General features: G+C 67.0%; 15 protein-coding genes. 6 read left to right on the top strand and 9 right to left on the bottom strand.

What is annotated here, in order from left to right:
* Positions 1-541 precede the first annotated feature (541 nt).
* Positions 542-970: a hypothetical protein gene (locus HLK59_RS11600; protein ID WP_171141274.1), complete on the top strand. Its 429-nt coding sequence runs from the start codon at positions 542-544 to the stop codon at positions 968-970.
* A 639-nt stretch (positions 971-1609) separates the two neighbouring features.
* Here the strand turns inward: HLK59_RS11600 and HLK59_RS11595 are convergent.
* Together HLK59_RS11595 and HLK59_RS11590 are read right to left on the bottom strand one after the other, a co-directional pair.
* A complete protein-coding gene (locus tag HLK59_RS11595) occupies positions 1610-3106 on the bottom strand; it encodes a hypothetical protein (RefSeq protein WP_206327032.1) in 1497 nt (498 codons plus the stop codon).
* A gap of 110 nt (positions 3107-3216) precedes the next feature.
* A complete protein-coding gene (locus tag HLK59_RS11590) occupies positions 3217-3846 on the bottom strand; it encodes a hypothetical protein (RefSeq protein ID WP_171141273.1) in 630 nt (209 codons plus the stop codon).
* Positions 3847-4110: 264 nt separating this feature from the next.
* On the opposite strand from HLK59_RS11590, the gene HLK59_RS11585 reads away from it, so the two are divergent.
* The gene (locus HLK59_RS11585; protein WP_171141272.1) at positions 4111-6741 is read left to right on the top strand and encodes a valine--tRNA ligase; all 2631 of its coding nucleotides are present in this window, start codon (positions 4111-4113) and stop codon (positions 6739-6741) included.
* Between the two features lie 78 nt (positions 6742-6819).
* On the opposite strand, the gene HLK59_RS11580 is transcribed toward HLK59_RS11585, so the two are convergent.
* From HLK59_RS11580 to HLK59_RS11570, 3 genes are read right to left on the bottom strand one after another with little or no spacing between them, the layout of a single operon-like run.
* Positions 6820-7743, bottom strand: a complete 924-nt coding sequence (locus HLK59_RS11580; RefSeq protein ID WP_171141271.1) for a glycosyltransferase family A protein — start codon at positions 7741-7743, stop codon at positions 6820-6822.
* Positions 7744-7762: 19 nt separating this feature from the next.
* Positions 7763-8437 carry a class I SAM-dependent methyltransferase gene (locus HLK59_RS11575; RefSeq protein ID WP_171141270.1) on the bottom strand — a complete coding sequence of 225 codons (675 nt, stop codon included), beginning with the start codon at positions 8435-8437 and terminating at the stop codon, positions 7763-7765.
* A 44-nt stretch (positions 8438-8481) separates the two neighbouring features.
* Entirely contained in the window at positions 8482-9675 is a 1194-nt protein-coding gene (locus tag HLK59_RS11570) for a hypothetical protein (protein WP_171141269.1), read from the bottom strand.
* Positions 9676-10158: 483 nt separating this feature from the next.
* Here HLK59_RS11570 and HLK59_RS11565 point away from each other — a divergent pair, with 483 nt between their 5' ends.
* A complete protein-coding gene (locus HLK59_RS11565; protein WP_171141268.1) occupies positions 10159-11538 on the top strand; it encodes a hypothetical protein in 1380 nt (459 codons plus the stop codon).
* Here the strand turns inward: HLK59_RS11565 and HLK59_RS11560 are convergent.
* Positions 11535-12437: an aminoglycoside phosphotransferase family protein gene (locus tag HLK59_RS11560; protein WP_171141267.1), complete on the bottom strand. Its 903-nt coding sequence runs from the start codon at positions 12435-12437 to the stop codon at positions 11535-11537. The genes HLK59_RS11565 and HLK59_RS11560 overlap by 4 nt on opposite strands.
* Before the next feature lie 375 nt (positions 12438-12812).
* On the opposite strand from HLK59_RS11560, the gene HLK59_RS11555 reads away from it, so the two are divergent.
* The 3 genes from HLK59_RS11555 (at position 12813) to HLK59_RS11545 (ending at position 14820) form a co-directional block, all read left to right on the top strand.
* Positions 12813-13499, top strand: coding sequence for a DUF317 domain-containing protein (locus HLK59_RS11555; RefSeq protein WP_171141303.1), 687 nt, complete (start codon positions 12813-12815; stop codon positions 13497-13499).
* A gap of 86 nt (positions 13500-13585) precedes the next feature.
* Entirely contained in the window at positions 13586-14032 is a 447-nt protein-coding gene (locus HLK59_RS11550) for a hypothetical protein (RefSeq protein WP_240982347.1), read from the top strand.
* A gap of 95 nt (positions 14033-14127) precedes the next feature.
* Positions 14128-14820 carry a hypothetical protein gene (locus HLK59_RS11545; protein WP_171141266.1) on the top strand — a complete coding sequence of 231 codons (693 nt, stop codon included), beginning with the start codon at positions 14128-14130 and terminating at the stop codon, positions 14818-14820.
* Between the two features lie 16 nt (positions 14821-14836).
* Here HLK59_RS11545 and HLK59_RS11540 read toward each other — a convergent pair whose 3' ends face one another.
* The 3 genes from HLK59_RS11540 to mobC form a co-directional block, all read right to left on the bottom strand.
* Positions 14837-15436, bottom strand: coding sequence for a hypothetical protein (locus HLK59_RS11540; protein WP_171141265.1), 600 nt, complete (start codon positions 15434-15436; stop codon positions 14837-14839).
* Positions 15437-15649: 213 nt separating this feature from the next.
* Positions 15650-17374: a relaxase/mobilization nuclease domain-containing protein gene (locus HLK59_RS11535; protein WP_171141264.1), complete on the bottom strand. Its 1725-nt coding sequence runs from the start codon at positions 17372-17374 to the stop codon at positions 15650-15652.
* Positions 17371-17667: a plasmid mobilization relaxosome protein MobC gene (gene mobC / locus HLK59_RS52350; RefSeq protein WP_346779706.1), complete on the bottom strand. Its 297-nt coding sequence runs from the start codon at positions 17665-17667 to the stop codon at positions 17371-17373. The genes HLK59_RS11535 and mobC overlap by 4 nt, the downstream gene beginning before the upstream one ends.
* Positions 17668-18487: the final 820 nt, after the last annotated feature.

Here is an 18487-nt window from a genome sequence, read left to right as displayed (position 1 = left end):
TTGCCGAGCCAGTAGATGATCTGAGCCATCGACGCTTGGGCAGCGATGTGTCTGGCCGAAACCCACTCCTGGTGGAGCGGCGCGGCCTCACCACCCAAAGCAGGAGATCTTGCGCTGGCCGCGGTCCAGCCCCTCGGCTCTCGGCCGCCACACGTCAGTCAGTGGGGTCACCTTGCTGCCCGCGAAGTCACTCCTGGCCAGGGCTGCGGCGGTCGAAGCGGCGCAAGGTCACGCGGGGGGCGTCCCCCGGGTGGGTGTCAGCGAGGGCGCACGGGTGCGCAAACGAGCGTGTAACGCTTTGCTCGCTGTCGTCACGGAATAGCTATTTCCCCATGTTGAGACGTATGAACGGCTTTCTATTCGGCCGTTACGCGGCGTCGGCTACCCGAGGAGCCGTTTCCCGGGTTTATCCCCTCGCGTTTCCTCGGGCATGAGTACCCCAAGCTGCCTCAGCGCAGCCGAAGTTGCCCACGATCTGTCGGGACGAGCCCGTACGGCGCTCGCTCGTGGAAACGGTGAGGGCGCCGCCGCTCTCGCCTCGGTGGCGCACACGTACGCTCTGATCGCCGAAGTGACGGTGCCGGCACCCCGGCTGGAGCAGTCCTCGTCGGAACTGCAGGTGGAACAGCAAGGCCCCACGGCACGGCCGGAGGACGGCTTGGCGTCGGAGACCGAGGCTGAGCCCGATCCCAACAGTGCGGTCCCCTCGCTCCTGGTGCGAGCTCACCAGGTCGTTGTCGCTGCCGGCGGCACGATGTACAGCTCGGACCTCGCGGAGACCCTGGGCGTGGGAGCCCAACAACTCGGCACCGAACTCACGAAGATCCTCCGCACGGCGGGCGTGACCCGCCCTAAGAACGGCGCCGTCAGCCCTGCCCGCGGCATGCCGGCCCGCAGTGGCTTCACGGCCGAGACGCTTGCCACCGCCATCGCCACGTACCGGATCCGGGCGGAGCTGGCCGGGATGTGAGCAGCAGCGACATAGCCGTTCTCTCCTGAGGGCGGACAGGTGAACCTCGTTTCCTGACTGCCCGCGCCGGGCTCATCCGGAATCCGATTGATCCGGTCGTTCAGTAGGGCGACGTCAGTGGGAGCAGCCGGAAGGGCAAGGTATACGCCTGCGAGCTCACCGGCGCCGCACGCGTCGCCTGACGCGTCCATAGGACTCTCCCGCCGACCGACGCCGGGCTTGAGTCGATCGAGCGACGGTCCGTACAGCATCACATCGAGACACCGGTGATCCCGGACTTGCGAACGCGCGCAGCGAGACGCCCGATGTGACAGACGGTCCGGATTCGCTCGCCGATGGGGAGAGGGAGCACTTTCTCCTCCTTAACGTCCCCCCACGCAACCACCATGAACTGCTCGGGGCCTGATCCACTTCCTGGATCAGGCCCTGAGCTTCGGTCTGTCCCGACACGGAGCACTGCACACGGGCGGGTACGCCTGCGAGCCCGTCGTCCCCTTCGTCGTTGTCGCCGGGCTTCTTGCTGTCCCGTGCTCCGTCGAGGCTGCCTCTCTGTGCGCTGCCGGGAAAACGTGAAGTCGTACACGGGGTCTTCCAGGGCCCGCACGGTTGAGCCCTGGTTTCGGCCAGCAGGTATTGGGCTCAGACGTCTGCTGGATCAGGTGCGTCGTCCCACCAGTTCGGCTCTTCATCCTGGAGCTCGTCCCGAATCTCGAAGGGATGGGTACAGCGCACCATGGTGATCGCCTCGGTCTCCGGATGAAGGGTTTCCTTGAGGCCGTTGTGGTCGCAGTGTGGACACGCGTCGATGACCTCACGGCTGTATACCCAACGGATATCTGCGGCCAGCCTCCGGAAGCTGCTGAGCGCGAGGGGAGTCCCGTGCCAGCGGGGGACGTCGAACTCCGGAATGGAATGGTGGAGTTCGATCGCCTTGTCGATCTTCCCGTTCAGGATGGTCACCGAGGCAGATGCGGCTTCTGGTGGTCCCATAGGCTGGTTGCGCTCTTTCCAGCCTGCGGCAGAGTCTGCGGCCCGCCACGCGAAACAGAACATCTGTCCAGAGGTGTATCCGTGGCCGAAACCTCTGCGGATGACCTCCGCGAGCTCTTCGCGCCGCGCTTCCGGGACTTCGGGGTAGTCGTAGTTCTTTATGAGCAGGCCGTTGAGGTACGACACGACGTCGGCGACCTCCATCTCGTCCGTCAACGAGGTGAAGACTTCGCGCGCTGCGGCGCCCTGAGGGCCAGGCTTGGTTTTGAAGCTCTTCGTGATCTTCTCGGCGCGTTCCTGCGCGGCTGATCGGTCGCCGATGAGCCGCCAAACGACGTCGTCGATCACGAACGCGATGTCGTCACCGTCCTTGGAAATACTGAAAGCCTGAGCCGAGGTTTCCCGGGAAATAGCGATCGCGTTCGCCTGGTAGAGCGCGAGCAGAAGATCCCTGTCCCGAGCCGTGTCGCCAGTCCAGCCCATGGATCCGATGCCCGTGATACTGGGAAGCGGCTTCCCAGGGATACGAGTGGCGTAGCTGACCATCGCCACGTACAGGGCCAGAGCCAGCGGATTGTCTTCAGGGAGGCAGCCGGGGGAGTCGTTCTTTGCCTCCTCGTCCTCGATGGCCTCAGTGATCAGGCGCTTGAGTTCTTCGGCTTTTTCCTTCTCGCGCTCCAGCGCGACCCGCTTCTGCTCGGTGGCAATCCGCTGCTGCTCCGCCTCCTCGCGCTTCTGGATCGCCGTACAGTCCCAGCAGAGGTAGGAGGGGGAATCGACGTCGAGATACTTTCCCCCAACCTTGTTTGCCCAGGACCGGTTGGTGACGGTGATTGGCTCAGAGCAGTTCGCGCAGGGGGAGCCGAGCAGGATGGCGTGAGAGTGTGCCGTCGCTATCGCACCGATATTGCTGGCCACTCCAATGCTGCTGACGGTTCGGGCCCAGGTGCCGTCGTTCTTGATCTCCCAGTACAGGAGGCTGATCCTCTGTGCGTCCTCAGGCGCGTCGTCTTTGATCACGATACGGATGCGCGGGTCGCTCTCCGGGTATTCCCGGATGATGGGCTGCGCAGTGGCCGGCTGCTGTTGAGGTTGGTGCTTCTTCTTGGAGCGTTCTCTCTTGCGACGGCGTTCGCGCTTACCCACAGGTTCCTCCCCAGTTCATGCAGAGATGGTGACGTACTCACGCTGGATACGGGTGAGTTTTCGCCGATCACCGTGGGAGTGGGCGGGGACCCCGAAGGCTGTGGTGCGGATCACGAAGACCAACCAGAGCCCAGGGGGAGCTGACCGACCCGGTGCGCGTCACGCTGGTCGGCGATCCACTGCTCTACCCAGCCCGCGGATTCCACGACCGGTTGGCCCGTGGTGTCGAGCAGCTGGGTCTGCCACCGGGGATCACCGGCATTCCACTCGGTCCAGCGGCTCCAGACCATCTCGGGCCAGCTGCCTTCGATGATGACGTCGCGCCGGTGAGATGGGTCGACGGCGTGCTTGCGGTGCCATTCGGCCCAGCCGAGGAAGGCGTCGATCGCCTGGGAGTCCCACCGTCCGGCGTCTCGCTCGGCGAGGCGAGTGCGCCGGACTGGATCAGCGACGTCGACCAGGCACACCGCGATGCCATCCAGCAACGGAGCGGAGGGGGCGGCCAGCACTTCGCCCAAAGGGGACTGTCCAGTGAGCAGAAGATCGATACCGCGGTCCTGGTACGCCAACGCCCGCTGCACCCACATCTCGGTCATACGGTGGCGCCAGTGCCGGTCGGCGTCCTCAGGTACACCGAGCTCGTCGAAGTCGTGCACGGCGATCTTCCCCATCCGGGCAGCCGCAACGTAGGCCAAGGTTGTCTTACCCGAGCAACTGGACCCGGTCAGCTTCAACAACATCGCGCCAGAGTGCCGACAACACGACACCTCCACGACCCATTTCTTCAAGTGATGCGTCAGGGTGGCGCCGTCGGGCGTCCTGGAGTGACCCGGAGAATTGCGGTTCCGTCGGGACGGAGGGGTAGGCTAAGAATCGGTCGCACGGGAGCGTTCTTGGTCACACTTGGATTCCTCCGTGCGACCACTTCTCTGTCCTGACCGTGGCACGGCATGCGCGTAATAGTCAGGCGAGGCGAGGAGTGCCGCGGCCCTAGAATGGCCGTCGTGACCGACAACACTCAGCGCCCCGACAGCGGGCCGAACAGCGCCCCCGAACTGCCGACCCAGTACACGCCGGCCGAGGTAGAGGGGACGCTGTACGAGCGCTGGGTAGAGCGCGGTTACTTCGAAGCTGACGCGAAGAGCGACAAGCCCGCGTACACCATCGTCATCCCGCCGCCGAACGTCACCGGTTCCCTCCACCTCGGCCACGCCTTCGAGCACACGCTGATCGACGCCCTCACCCGCCGCAAGCGCATGCAGGGCTACGAGACGCTGTGGCAGCCGGGCATGGACCACGCCGGAATCGCGACGCAGAACGTCGTCGAGCGGGAACTCGCCAAGGAGGGCAAGTCCCGCCACGATCTCGGCCGTGAGGCGTTCGTCGAGCGGGTCTGGCAGTGGAAGGCCGAGTCCGGCGGTCAGATCGCCGGGCAGATGCGGCGTCTGGGCAACGGCGTCGCGTGGAGCCGTGACCGGTTCACCATGGACGAGGGCCTGTCCCGTGCCGTCCAGACCGTCTTCAAGAAGATGTTCGACGACGGCCTGATCTACCGCGCCGAGCGCATCATCAACTGGTGTCCACGCTGCCTGACGGCCATCTCGGACATCGAGGTCGACTACCAGGACGACGACGGTGAGCTCGTCTCCATCAAGTACGGCGAGGGGAACGACACGGTCGTCGTCGCCACCACGCGTGCGGAGACCATGCTCGGTGACACCGCCGTCGCCGTTCACCCGGACGACGAGCGCTACAAGCACCTCGTGGGCCGACGCATCGCGCTGCCGCTGACGGGCCGCACGATTCCCGTCGTCGCCGACAGGCACGTCGACCCGGAGTTCGGCACCGGTGCCGTCAAGGTCACTCCCGCCCATGACCCCAACGACTTCGCCATCGGCCAGCGGCACGGCCTGGAGTCGCTGACCGTCATGGACGAGCGTGGCGTCATCACCGTCCACGGCCCCTTCGAGGGCCTGGACCGCTTCGAGGCGCGTTCCGCGATCGTCGCCGCGCTGCGTGCCGAGGGCCGGATCGTCGCGGAGAAGCGGCCGTACGTCCACAGCGTCGGCCACTGCTCGCGCTGCAAGACGACCCTCGAACCCCGCCTGTCCCTGCAGTGGTGGGTGAAGGTCGAGACGCTCGCCAAGGCGGCCGGTGACGCGGTCCGCGACGGCCGGGTGGACATCCACCCCGCCGACCTGTCGCAGCGCTACTTCGACTGGGTCGACAACCTCAACGACTGGTGCATCTCACGGCAGTTGTGGTGGGGCCACCGGATCCCCGTCTGGCACGGCCCGAACGGCGAGACCGTGTGTGTCGGCCCCGACGAGCAGCCGCCGAGCGGTGAGGGCTGGGAGCAGGACACCGACGTTCTCGACACCTGGTTCTCGTCCGGCCTGTGGCCCTTCTCCACGCTTGGCTGGCCCGAGAAGACCGCGGACCTGGCCAAGTTCTATCCGAACTCGGCCATGGTCACCGGCTACGACCTGATGTTCTTCTGGGTCGCCCGGATGATGATGTTCGGCCTGTACGCGATGGACGGCGAGGTCCCCTTCCACACCATCGCGTTCCACGGCATGGTCCGTGACGAGCACGGCAAGAAGATGTCGAAGTCGTTCGGCAACACGGTCAATCCGCTGGACTGGATGGACAAGTACGGCTCCGACGCTCTGCGGTTCACGCTCGCGCGGGGCGCCAACCCCGGTACCGACGTGCCGATCGGCGAGGACTGGGTCCAGGCGTCCCGGAACTTCGCCAACAAGATCTGGAACGCGACCCGCTTCGCGCTCATGAACGGCGCCACGATCGAGGGCGAGCTGCCCCCGGCCGAGCAGCTGTCGGCCACGGACCGCTGGATCCTGTCCCGGCTGAACACCGTCGTGGCCGAGGCGGACGCCTACTACGACGACTACCAGTTCGCGAAGCTCGCCGATGCCCTGTACCACTTCGCGTGGGACGAGGTCTTCGACTGGTACGTCGAGCTGTCCAAGACGACGTTCATGGCCGGCGGCGACGCGGCCAAGGTCTCGGCACGCGTCTTGGGCGAGGTCCTGGACGTGACGCTGCGCCTGCTCCACCCGATCGTTCCGTTCGTGACGGAAACGCTGTGGACCACGCTCACCGGCCGCGAGTCCGTCGTGATCGCCGACTGGCCGACGGACAGCGGGTTCCGCGATGCCGCGGCCGAGGCGGAGATCGAGAGCCTCCAGCAGGTGATCACCGAGGTTCGTCGCTTCCGCTCGGACCAGGGCCTGCAGCCCGGTCAGAAGGTCCCGGCGCGCCTGGACCTGTCGGGTACGCAACTCGCTGCCCACGAGGCCGCCATCCGTCAGCTGCTCCGGCTCCAGCCGGAGAGTGACGGCTTCAGTGCCACGGCGACCCTCCCGGTCGCCGGCGCCACGGTCGCGCTCGACCTGTCCGGCACGATCGACGTCGCAGCCGAGCGCAAGCGGCTGGCCAAGGATCTTGCCACGGCCGAGAAGGAGAAGGCCCAGGCGGAGGCCAAGCTCGGCAATGAGGCGTTCCTGGCGAAGGCCCCGGACAACGTGGTCGAGAAGATCCGGACCCGTCTCGCGAAGGCCGAAGGGGATATCGTCCGGCTGCAGAACCAGATCGACAACCTGCCGTCGGCGTAGCGGCGAGGTAAGGCAGAGAAGCGAGCCCCGGACACAGGGTGTGTCCGGGGCTCGCTTACTTGCTGGAACGGGCTCTCGTTACGGGATGCCCAGGCCCTCGAAGGGGCTGGCCAGAGTGAACTCCCGCTGCCGGGCGACGGCCAGGGCCTGGTCGAGGTCGTACTCGGCCATGCGGATCAGGTCGACGAGTCTGCACGGTTTCGAGGCGAGCACGTCGCGCGTGATGTCCTCGGCGGAGTCGTTGCGGTCGAAGCGGTCGCGGAACAGATCGAGGTTCTTCTCGACGACCAACAGGGTCATGTCGAACTCGGACACCTCGACGTTCGAGACCCGCCGGGTGCGCGAGTGGACGCGGTATTCGTGCAGTGGTCCGGCGATGCACACGATGTTGTTGGCGGCTCCTCGGCGGAAGCGTCCCGCGAGGAGGTTCACGGCGAACGCCCAGTCCCCCCACTTCCGTACTTGAGGGTCATAGAGACCGCCGCGGATGGCGTCGTCACGACGGCAGACGATCGAGGTGGGCACGTGGTGCTTGCGCAGGATCAGCTCCTCGCGGCACGGGTAGGAGGAGATCGTGAGCCCGTCGAAGTCGCCGATCATTCGCGACATGGTGTGGACGAAGGCCAGGTGGGGGTGTGCCTTGAGGAACTTGACCGCTCGGTCCGGGTAGCTTCCCGCCTTCAGCAGTTCGGGGTCGGTGGCGAGCCTGTCGTCGGCGTCGAGCTGCATCACGTACGCGAAACTCGCGGCGTCGACGCCGGCGTTCCTCGCGGCGTGATGCCCGCTGTGTTCCTGGCGGACGACTCGGACCTCGGCGCGCTTGGCGCACAGGCTGAGGGCACGAAGGGTGTTCGCGTCGTCGGAGCCGTCGTCCACGACTACGACTTCGTAGGGGAACACATGAGGCTGCTGGATCAAGGACTCCACGGCTTCCAGGAGGTAGTCCCCCGAGTTGAAGCACGGGATGACGAAGCTGATCCCGTCGGGCGTGCTCGTCTTCATGGCATCTCCCTGTCGGGGATCAGGCGGCCGGGTTGGTCGCGATGACGGTGGCTCGGGTCGCTTCGAAGCACGTGCGCCCGGTTCGACTGTCCTGCTCCGCGTGGTCGGACCAGTGGAAGGTCAGGTCCCAGCCGTCGTAGATCTCCTCGATGACGCGCTGGAAGGCATCCGGCTGGTAGTCGGCTTCGCCCTCGATGCGCAGCGGTTGACCGCTCGGCGATCTGCGGGTGATGCTCGTGAAGACTTCGAGGTAGTGGTGGTTCGCTCCGTGGGCCTGCGCTACCGCGCGCCGGAGGAGGGACTCGACGTTGTGCCGGTCGAGGTAGTGCAGGACGTCCTTGGCCACGATGACCCCGAAGTCCTCCTCGATGGCGAAGTCCTCCGCGAGGCACCGGCGTGGTTCGATCCGGTGGGCCCACTCGCCTGCGCTGCCGATGCGGCGGAGAAGCCAGGTGCAGGGAACCTGATCAACGGCGACCACGCGAAACCCGGCACGTGCCAGGGCCAGGGTGTAGTTCCCTGCCCCGTATCCAAGATCCAGTGCGGTACGCGGGGCCTGGTCGTCGATCGATTCCAGGAGCGTGTTGAACCGCTCCGAGGTGGCGGCCTGAAGGTTCTCCGCGGTGCTGTGGCCCTGCCGGAGGGCGTCCTCGTAGAAGGCATGCACGGATGCCTTCGAGACGGGCTGATACATGGGTGACTCCTCGTTGACCTGGGTGGTTTGGAGCGGCTCGGTGCCTAGAAGGGCATCGAGACCAGGTGACCGGGAGTGAGCACCGACGAGGCGAGTGCCTCGGTGACCTGCATGGGCCGAAGGTGGCTGGCCAGGGAACTGCGGCGTTCGGAGCCGCGCAGCCATTGCTGCATCAGCTGCCGGTTGCTGTCGCTGTGGAAGAGGCCGTCGAACGACTCCTCTGCCACGTACTGCTCATCCGGCAGCAGCGCGGCGTTGGCGCGTGTGGTCACGCGGGCGAACGCGTCGATTCCGTCCGCGCTGAAGCCACGGGGGATGTCGTAGCAGTGGACGTGCGTGGAGAACAGCGTCGACAACTGGGCCTCCATGTCGACGCTGGAGGTGCGGCCGTTGACGTTGTAGAGGCCGTCCGGGAGATCGGCCCAGTCGCGTATGGAGGGGGTGGTCTGCTCGAATGACAGCGTCCCGAGGGAGATGGTCCTTCCCGTTGCGGCATCGACGAGGCGGAACGTGGAGGTCACGTCGGTCTCGCCGAAGCGGAAGACCGCATCCGAGTCCGCCGGCCATCCTGCGCCGCCGTCGGCGAACCGACGGGCGAGCGGCTGGGATACGCGCTGGTGCTGATCGACGGGGAAGGCGCCGAAGGCGCTGAGCTCCAGCCGGAGTTGGAGGTCAGGGAAGACGTCCGCGTTGAGGGCCAGGATCTGGGTGGCGAGGTCCACGTAGTGGTAGGCGCCGTGCATCATCATCCCGTAGCCGTACTTGTACGGGTGATCGTCACGGCTCTCGAACTCGCGCTGGAGATTCCACACCCCGCCGGCCGCCCTGAGATGGAAGGACGTCAGGGGCGCTTCCCACCGCTCCATCCGCTCCCTCAGCGAGGCGATGACGTTCTCGTTGTAGATCTGGTGGTACCGGCTGAGCGTCATGACGGAGTGCTGCGCGGTGGACACGGCGGCGGCTCCGATGAGCTCCTCCATGGTCTTCGTGATGTCCGACGGCCTGAACCGGCCGTCGACGACGGGAGCCAGTACGGGCTTCTCGACCAGGGAGTCGAGATGGGTTTCCACGCAGAAGCGCAGGTACGCCTCGTGCGCCCGCACCTCCGTGGCGATGTAGACCTTCGTCGGTACGCCGGGTACCCGCAGGCGCCGGACAGCGGCCTCGATGAGCTCCTGCGGCGTCTCCTGGGCGCGGTCGCCGGAATCCGGGAGATAGACGACTCCTCGCGGCTTCACGGATGCCGTGCTGATACGCCGGTCGATTTCCGTTCGCTGCGACTCCAGGTCGATGATCGAATAAGAATTGATGTGGCCGGACCTTATTGCATCGCGAATGCATGGAAGATACTTGTTGGCGACGATCTCATCGAAACCGATCACGATGAGGTGGTGAGCTGACATCACGGGACCACCTTTCTGGAGAACCCAGAGGGGACGAATAGTGGGCTGGATTTGGGCGCACGCCATCAAAGGCCCGTGGTGGCAATGAGGCATGCTGGGATTTCTATCCGGCCCTTTTTGAGGGGGAGTTGGGCTCGGAATCGCCGACCAGCCCGTGCGACGACGAATGCAACTGTCGTCGCACAGCTGCGAGTTCGGGAGCGTGTACTTGGGGGTGCACTCGTGCACTCCTGTGCCGAACGCCCTGCACCCCGGCCGTGACCTGCGTAGAGTGACAGCGCGTCAAGCTGGCACTACGGCCGTTCTCCCGGGGGTCCGATGGCAGAGCAGAACGCCAGGCTGGCCGCGCTCATGCAGGAAGCCGACTTCTCCCACAAGTCGCTCGCCCGAGCCGTAGTCGCCGCCGGCGCCCGCCGTGGCGAAGACATCACCTGCGATCACACGTACGTCACTCGGTGGCTCAAGGGGTCGATACCGCGGGGCAACATGCCGCAGTTCATCGCGGACGCCGTCGGAGGCAGGCTCGGACGGCACCTGACCATCGATGACGTCGGGTTGGGCGACGCGGCCGTCTCCTCCGTACGCCCCGAGCTCGGACTCGAATTCGCCGACCGCCCCGAGACCACGGCCAGCACTGTGATCGACCTATGGCGCGCCGACCTAGCCGAAGCCGCGACCCTGGTCAGGGCGCTGCCGGACTCCGCCGCATGGAACGCCGCCGCCCTGCGCTGGCTCGTCGCCCCACCGGACGGCGAGCAGAGACGCTTAGGAGACCGGGCGATCGGCACCGTAGACGTGGAGATGGTGCGCTCAACCGCAGAAGCCTTCAGCATGCTCGACGGACGGTTCGGCGGCGGCCACGCCCGACGCGCGCTGATCCAGTACCTGCACACGGACGTCCGGCCGATGCTCGACGGGCAGTACACGGATGTCGTGGGCAAGCAGCTCCACTCGGCGGTGGCCGAAGCCCTCCTCCTCGCCGGTTGGATGTCGTACGACAGCGGTCTGCACGGCATCGCCCAGCGGTACTTCATCCAGGCCCTGCGCATGTCACAAACCGCCGGCGACAGGCTCCTGGGCGGGAGCATCCTGTCGGCGATGAGCCACCAGGCCACGTTCATGGGGCGCTACCAGGAGGCCGTCAGCCTGGCCCGCGCCGCGTACACCGGCCCGGGAGCAAGCCTGGGGCCGACGATGACCGCGCAGTTCCGCGCCATGGAAGCGCGAGCCCTGTCCCGCCTCGGCGACGAGCGAGGTTGCGATCTGGCCCTCGTGGAGGCGGAGCACAAGCTCAGCCTGCGCACCGCCGACAGCGACCCGCCCTACATCGCGTACTTCGACGAGATCGAGCTGGCGGCCGAAATCATCCACTGCTTCCGGGACCTGGGGCGCTCCGTGGAAGCGACCCAGCGGGGCGCCGGCTCCATCTTCGGCGACGGGGTCAACAACCGCAGCGACTTCTTCGCGACCATGGTGCAAGCCGAGGCGTACATCAACCAGGGGGAGATAGGGCGCGGATGCGAGATCGCCATGAGCGCCCTCAGCCTCGGCGAGGGCCTGAAATCAGCGCGCTGTACGCAGTATGTGCGCGAGTTTCAGGGACGCCTCACCAAACACATAAGGGGAGCCGGAGAGTTCCGCCACTTTGCGGAACAAGCCCGCACCTTCCGCCTCTGGCAGCAGGCCGAAGCAGCTTAGAACGGGGCCCAATCCCGGCGAGAACCGCCAGAGCGCAACGACTCGACCCGCTTTTCAACCTCTTCCGCCGCCCGTGGATTCGTGCCGGCATTCTGCGCGAGCCAAGTGACCATCAACAATTCTCGGACGCTCCGCAGCACGCTGTACCCGGACCATTGCCGGACATCGAAGCCGTAGCCCTCCACGAAGTCGGTGTACTCGGCCTCCGTGTGCCAGCCGAAGCTGTCGTAGTACATGGCCGTTTGCGTGAGGTCCCACTCACGGGGACCGACGACGAAGCCGTCCAGGTCGATGACCGTCGGCAGCTCGTCGGCATCGAGCAGAACATTGCCGATGTTGTAGTCACCGTGCAGAAGCCCCGGTGGCAGGGCGAACTCCAGCCCGTCGTACTCGGCCGACAACTCCTGCGCCAGGGCGGAGAGGTACACATGGGTGTCCTCACGGAGCACCGCGCGCTTCAGGCGTCGGTCGACCTTGGCGAAGGGGCGGAGTTCCGGGAGAGAGAAGGGAGGCGCCTCCAGCTGGTGAAGTCTCCGCAGGAGTTCGCCCATCTCGCGTGTACTCGCGTACGTCTCGCCGTCGCCCAGCCCTTCCCAGAAAGTGACGGGGTGGCCATCGACGACGACAGGCTGCTCTGCCTCCGTGGTGAGGCGTGCGGCGGGGTAGTCCTCGGCTGCGAGCCATTGCGCGACGGCAACCTCACGGCGCACTGACGGCAGGCGGTCTGCGTGGCGGCCGACTCGGGAGACAACCCGGCCGCGATCGAGGCGGAACACGGCGTGATCCCCAAGCCGGACCAGTTCCGCTCCGTCGGCGTTCAGCCCGGCCAGGCCACAGGCTCTGCGCAGGATGCTCGCTGCCGCCGCTGAGTCGAACGAGATCAGCTCGCTCGTCGTCATGCCGTCTGCCCCTCTTTGGTGCGTGCCGTAAGGGCCGGCCTTCGGCCTGCTGGCCTCACCCGGGTTGTTCCGTTGCTCAGCTCCAAGGGTTCCACGATCGCGCACCGAGTGGTTGATGGCGTCCGAACACAGGCTGTGCGCGGCCTCCACGAGCCCGGGCGGGTGAGGTGCCGGCCCTTGCCCGTCGGGGACAACCGTTGCGTCGTTCTGCCAGTTCGCCTACGGCAGACGAGAAAGAGCCCGGAATGACTGGATCGACATGGCACAGCATGCCAACGTACAACGCTCTGCTGGTAGTTCACGCCGATCCCCCTGGAGGTGCTTCTGCACTCGCGTCACTCCGACGAACCCTTCCCTTCCGACTCGCAGGACCCGGTGTACTGGGTCACCCCGCGCCACCTGGCCGGTGACGACGGCGCTCTCGCCGAGCGGGTCAGCGACACCCTGACCGGTCTTGACTGGCGCGTGTGGCCGACCGCGCGCGACACCCTGCTGTACGTCAGCCCGGACGGGCTGCGCGGCGCCGAATGGCTGCTTGCCTCGTACCCGTTCGAGCTGGGCGGCCTGCCGGTGGGCTGGCAGGTGAGTGCCCGGTCGCACACCGACTCCGTGATGGCGGAGTGGAACGCGTATTTCACCGCCGGAGTGCCGCACGAGGTGCTGACCGACTTCCTGCTGGCGCTCGACGCCCGCAGGGCACCGGACGCGGGATTCGACGGGCCGGAGGTGGTGCTCGGAGAGCTGGGTTCTCGGGGCTGGTTCCGCGACGCGGATCGTCCTCGTACCGCTGCCTTCGACTCTGGCTTCTCCGCCAGCGTCTCCCTGGAGCCGCTGCCTCCGCTCGTCGGGGACGCCGATCCGCGCCCTGGACAGACGGGCTGGCAAGCCTGGGCGGAGCTGGGTCTCGGTGATCCGTACCTGTGGTGCGCGAGCTTCAGCGCCAGCGTCCCGAATGACCTGGTCGCCGTATTCGCTTCCTCGCTGGCCTCCTCGGCACCGGTGCCCCGCCAGACGCTGCCCGCGCGTGGGCACGACCGGCTCAGCATCATCCGCCGGACCTGACGACTCGCCCGGCACGAAAGTCCAGGGCCCTCAGCACCGCCTCCAGGTGCCTTCCCCGTATACGCAAGACGACAGAGAGGACGACCTTGCTGTTCCGACGCAACCGTGCGGACCGAGAGTTCCGCGAAGTCCAGCGTGCCGCCCAGGCGGCGCTGGCGATGCATGCCGAGTGGCCGTTGCTGGACGGACCCGGCCCGTTCGCTATGCCGTCCCCGGAGGCACCGGCGGCCCTGGTGCCGCCGGACTTCCTGCCGCCGGACTTCCGGGCGCCGTGTCGCCAGGACGTCTCCGGATTCATGATGCGCTGGGACATGCCGCTCGTCATCAACGGTGAGGTCTACCAGTGCCACTGCGGTGCGTACCGGAACTGGATTGTCTTCTGCCTGCGCGACGACTCGGTCTGGCTGCGCTGCGCGGCCGGGCACGAGACGCATGAGTCGCGCCTGGACGCCGCCTGGTACAACCGCAACTCCGGCCCGGTCGACCGCTTCCACCCCACCCTCGAACAGGGTCTGCGATACCTCGGCCATTGAACTCGCGAAGCCCCTGCTTCCACCCTTGCGTTCGTCGGTACCGGGAGGGCCGACCTGGTCAGACGACTTCTCTCGCATCACCAAGGGGTTTTCGCGTGTTCCGTTCCATCACGACCTCCTCCGCCCTGAGTGCCCTCACCGTCCTTGCCTTGGCCAGCTGCTCCAGCAGCACTGAGCCTGTCGGCACCTCGTCCTCGTCCTCCGGACCCGCGCACCGCGGCGCCAGCACCTCCTCGGCGTCCGTGCTGCTGTCCTCCGCCGAGCTGAACAAACGGCTGCTGAACGAGAGCGACCTGGGCGAGGGCTACACCCGAAAGCCCGAGCCCGCCCTTCGGCACGACGACGTCACGGTCATCGGCTGCCCGGTGCTGGAGAAGTTTGGCAGCGACGCGGCCACCGGGTCCGGCCTCGATTTCCCCCGCAAGGAGGCGGCGTCCTTCGTGTATGCCGACAACAACTCGGAGGTTGCCGAGGAGCTGTACAGCGGTGCCGAGGACAAGCTCTCCCAGGGCGTGAGCCGGATCTTCGGAGCCATGAGTTCTTGTCCCAGGTACCAACTGCTCGTCGGCTCGACTCCTGTCACGGTCACGACGCGGAAGCTGCCAGCCCCGAAGCTGGGCGAGGAGAGGTGGAGCCAACTGCTCACTTTCACCGTCGGCGGACGCAGCAGCGTGGTCAAGCAGACAGCCGTCCGTACCGGGACGGTGGTCGTAGTGGTCTCTGGCAGCGCGGCCCTGGTTGACGCCCACGTGGCGAAGGCCACCGACAAGGCTCACGGCGTGGGCTGAGCCTGCCGTTTCGCAGCTATCGCAAGCCTTCAGCGCACGTGGCTACTGCTTTCGGCAGGCCGGTGAAGTCGGTCTCCAGGGGGCTGAGTTGCTCCAGGCTGGACAGCCTGATCGTCTTCTGGCTCGGACACTGTTCGTCCAGGATCTGGGTGGGCAGGACGTAGAAGGTCCACTGGTCGAGATCCAGAGGATCGAGGGTCGCTTTGTCCTGGTGGTGCAGCAGGCAGAAGACGTACACGTCCGAGCGGCGCAGTACTTCGGCTGAGGTGGCGCCCGTCTGGGCGTCCCAGCCTGAGGCCGGTGAGATGTCGAAGGAGATCTTCGACAGCGCGGACTGTGCCCACGACTGCAGATACGCCGTCGACTTCACCTCGACGCGCCACCGCTCCGGCGTACGGATGTCAACCGTGTCCCATTCAGTTCGGGTGCCAGTGGCCGCGCCCAGTGCGGTGGCTACGAGGTACTCGGCCAAGACGCCGCGCATGGTGTTGTTGGCCAGGTCGGAGCATGCCCAGCTCCAGAAGTCGCTGAGCCTGCCGACTGTTTCACCGTTGGCCCGTATGGGCTCACTGCCGCTGCGGCGCGTGATGACCAGCGGACCGAGGTTGGTACTCATGCTCTTCTCCTGAAGATCTGAGGGCGGCTGGTGCTCAGCCTGACAGCAGGCACAGACACAGGCGTTGGGCTCTTGGCGCGGAGAGACACCCGACCGACGTAGGCCGTTGGGCGAATACACCATGACGGGTCCGACCACACCGTGGTCGGACCCGTCATGGTGTTTACCGAGAGCTAATCAGGCCCCTCAACACCTTCGCTGTCTGTGCCGTGATCAACGGCGCTGTGCTCGCGATGCGGACGGTACCGGCATCGTCCGCGCGGCGGACACGTGATGGTTGGGGCGGTTGGCCCGGGTAGCTTCCTGCGCTGGGGCGTACAACGGGAGACCTGCAGCGCGACGCATACGCCAGACGAGAACGTCACTTACGGAATCGGCGGTGTCCAGTTCCCTGCGCGCGGCGGCCTCGGCGAGCAGGGCGCGGGGATTGTGGCCGACGCGTTCGGCGTCCGCGAGGGTGGCGGCCAGGGCGTCCCAGCCGGGCTCGGTGAGGATTGTGTCGGCGAGGTCGGGCAGGGCGGTGTGCACGGTGGTGGCGTGGTGGCGGCGCAGGGACGGGGCGATACGGCGGCCTCGTTCGCGTAGCGCGGTGAGGGGTTCGGCGGCTGCCTGCTGGTAGGCGGCCCGTAGGTGCTCGGCGGCCCGGAGGGCGGCCTCGGCCTGCTGGGCATGTTGACGTTGGGCGTGCCAGTGGGCTGCGGCGAGGGCAAGGAAGAACACCATGTCGATCGCCATGGCCGTGGTCGCTCCGTCCTCGCCCCGGCCGAACGCGGGCCCGCTGTACACGAGGTCGCGGGCTGCCCGACGCAGGTCCTGCGCGTGGCGGAACTCGGCTCGGGTGTGGGAGCGGGAGGCCCGCTCGAACTCCCAGGCCGCCTGGCGCAGTTCGTCGCGGGTGTGGAGAGCGGAGGTCTTGGCAAGGGCGTCGAGGACCTCGCCGGTGGCGGCGATCTGGGCGGCAGCCGCTCCCTCGTCGTCGCCGTGGTCGAGGACGAGCAGTGCCGCCCAGGCCGCGTGAGTGGTGGTGCGCCGAGCCGTTGCGGGTGCCGAGGGCTTGGTAGGGCGTTCCGGCTGCTCACCGTCGATGGTCTCCATCAGGGCGGAGTCGGTGGCGAAGCGTTCCTGGATGCGGGGCAGGGACAGGTCGGGGGCGAGCGTGGATCCGGCGTAGAAGATCGGCTCCTGGTCCCCATTGCGGTCACCGGGCAGAGCGACCGTGTAGCCCTTCAGGTCGCCGGAGGGCAGCACCCTGGTGCGCACGAGGAGCCCGGCGTCTTTGAGGCGGTCGAGGAACTCGTCGGTGGAGGCGGCGCCGGCGACCGCGCGGCGGACGGTCTCGCGCAGTTCCTCACGGGCGGGGCGTTCCCGGCCCTGGCGTTGAGCCTTGTGCCGTTCGGCGCTTGTGGTGCGTTTGGCGGCGGTGCCGTCGCCGGGGATGACGCGGTGCAGACCGTAGTCGGCTTCGATGAGGCGGGCTTCGGCCTGGGCACGTTTGCCGGAGCGGTGATGGTCGGGGCGACGGCCGTCTTCGCGGACGAGGGTGGCGATGATGTGGATGTGGTCGTCGGCGTGGCGTACGGCGGCCCAGCGGCAGCCCGCGCCGTCGCCGGGGTCGATGCCGGTGGCCGCGACGATGCGGCGGGCGATGTCGGCCCACTGCTCGTCGGTCAGGACCAGGTCGTCGGGGGCGGCGCGCACCGAGCAGTGCCACACGTGCTGCTCGGGCCGCTGATCCTGGTCGAGGAGGTGGAGGGGCTGGTCGAGGAGGTCAGCGAGGTCCTGCTTGGTGGCCGAGGGGTCACGGCCGGGGTCGGGGGCCAGGTGGTCGAAGGAGGCGACCAGGTGCGGATCGACGTGCTCCTCGTGCGTGCCCTTGCCGTAGAGGTAGCGGAGCAGACCGAACGTGCTGCTGCCCTGCCGGTGGATGCTGGGGATCAAGCCGCCTCACCCTCCTGCTGTTCCTGGGGGTTGGCGACCCGGTCGACGGCCTTCTTCACGGCCTTCGCCGCGCGGAGGACGTCACCGAGTACCTCCTTGACGTAGGGCACGTCGCCGCCGGAGTTGAGCGCCTTGGCCACCTGGTTGAGGTTGCTGCCGGCCCAGCCGAGTTGCCGGCGCATGGCAAACAGCTCGGTGAGCACATCGCGTTCGGTGGCGATGGTGGCAGCGGTACGGGACTGGTCCCGGGCGGCAGCCAGCGCGGAGTGCGCGAGGAAACCGGCCAGACTCATGCCCACGGCATCGGCGCCTGCCTGAATGAGGGCGTGCTCGTGATCGCTGAGGCGGACGCTCTGAGCGGGACGCTGCTTCTTCTCACGCAGACGCGCCTTCCCCTTGATCTGGGTCCGGCGCGTGCGGCCGGCCTTTCCCGGCTGCGATCCGCCTTCGGTCGCAGCCCTCCCGTCCGGCGCCCCTTGGTGCCGGACGGGCCTCGCCACCCCCGGGGCGGGGTCGGGTTCGGGCGCTCCCCCTGCGGGGGAGTGTCCGAACCTCCATCTTGCTGTGCGACGTGAGGCCGCACGTTCGGAAGTGAGGTGATTCTCGTGGAGAGGTTCAGACAAGGAATTCCTCCGAATTAGTGTCTCGATTGCGTCCCCGCGCTCACATGCGTCGCTGGTAACGGCGGGGTGTGAAGCTGAGCGTTCAAGCCCAAGGGCACTTCGACCATCGAAAGGCCACAGGCGAGGGGAAGGCTGGACGGGCGAACACGCGTGAACCCTTGGTTAATGCCTCGGAATATGGGACCCCTGAGATGGCTCGCTTTCGCAGGGGAGGGCCCGGTGCTGCAAGGCACAGGCGGCTTCCGGTGCAAGCAACAACGGAAGTGGGACACCGCCGGCCACGGGGTAGAGAGGGCGCCCACCCCAGCCGCATCTTCAGCGTGCGGAACACGGAAACCCTGTCGGGGTCCGGATTCGTCCGGTAAGCCGACCGCAAGGAAGGCCCAAACCCCCGGCAGGAACAGGATGGTCCAGGAAGCGAATGCCGGTAGGCCGAAAGGTCAGGGGAAACCGGTCGGCGGGTCTCTCCACACCGCTTGCCGCATAACCC

The sequence above is a fragment of the Streptomyces sp. S3(2020) genome (assembly GCF_013044505.1).
In the GTDB taxonomy this organism is placed as follows: Bacteria; Actinomycetota; Actinomycetes; order Streptomycetales; family Streptomycetaceae; genus Streptomyces.
The sequence above is the reverse complement of the archived record's forward strand: the minus strand, read 5'-3'. Positions and strand labels throughout refer to the sequence as shown.

What these genes read in the sequence shown, in the direction of transcription:
- HLK59_RS11540 (WP_171141265.1), bottom strand. Translation starts at nt 15,436, where the DNA reads ATGAGTACCAACCTCGGTCCGCTGGTCATCACGCGCCGCAGCGGCAGT.
- HLK59_RS11575 (WP_171141270.1), bottom strand. Translation starts at nt 8,437, where the DNA reads ATGTATCAGCCCGTCTCGAAGGCATCCGTGCATGCCTTCTACGAGGAC.
- HLK59_RS11560 (WP_171141267.1), bottom strand. Translation starts at nt 12,437, where the DNA reads ATGACGACGAGCGAGCTGATCTCGTTCGACTCAGCGGCGGCAGCGAGC.
- mobC (WP_346779706.1), bottom strand. Translation starts at nt 17,667, where the DNA reads ATGAGTCTGGCCGGTTTCCTCGCGCACTCCGCGCTGGCTGCCGCCCGG.
- HLK59_RS11580 (WP_171141271.1), bottom strand. Translation starts at nt 7,743, where the DNA reads ATGAAGACGAGCACGCCCGACGGGATCAGCTTCGTCATCCCGTGCTTC.
- HLK59_RS11565 (WP_171141268.1), top strand. Translation starts at nt 10,159, where the DNA reads ATGGCAGAGCAGAACGCCAGGCTGGCCGCGCTCATGCAGGAAGCCGAC.
- HLK59_RS11590 (WP_171141273.1), bottom strand. Translation starts at nt 3,846, where the DNA reads ATGTTGTTGAAGCTGACCGGGTCCAGTTGCTCGGGTAAGACAACCTTG.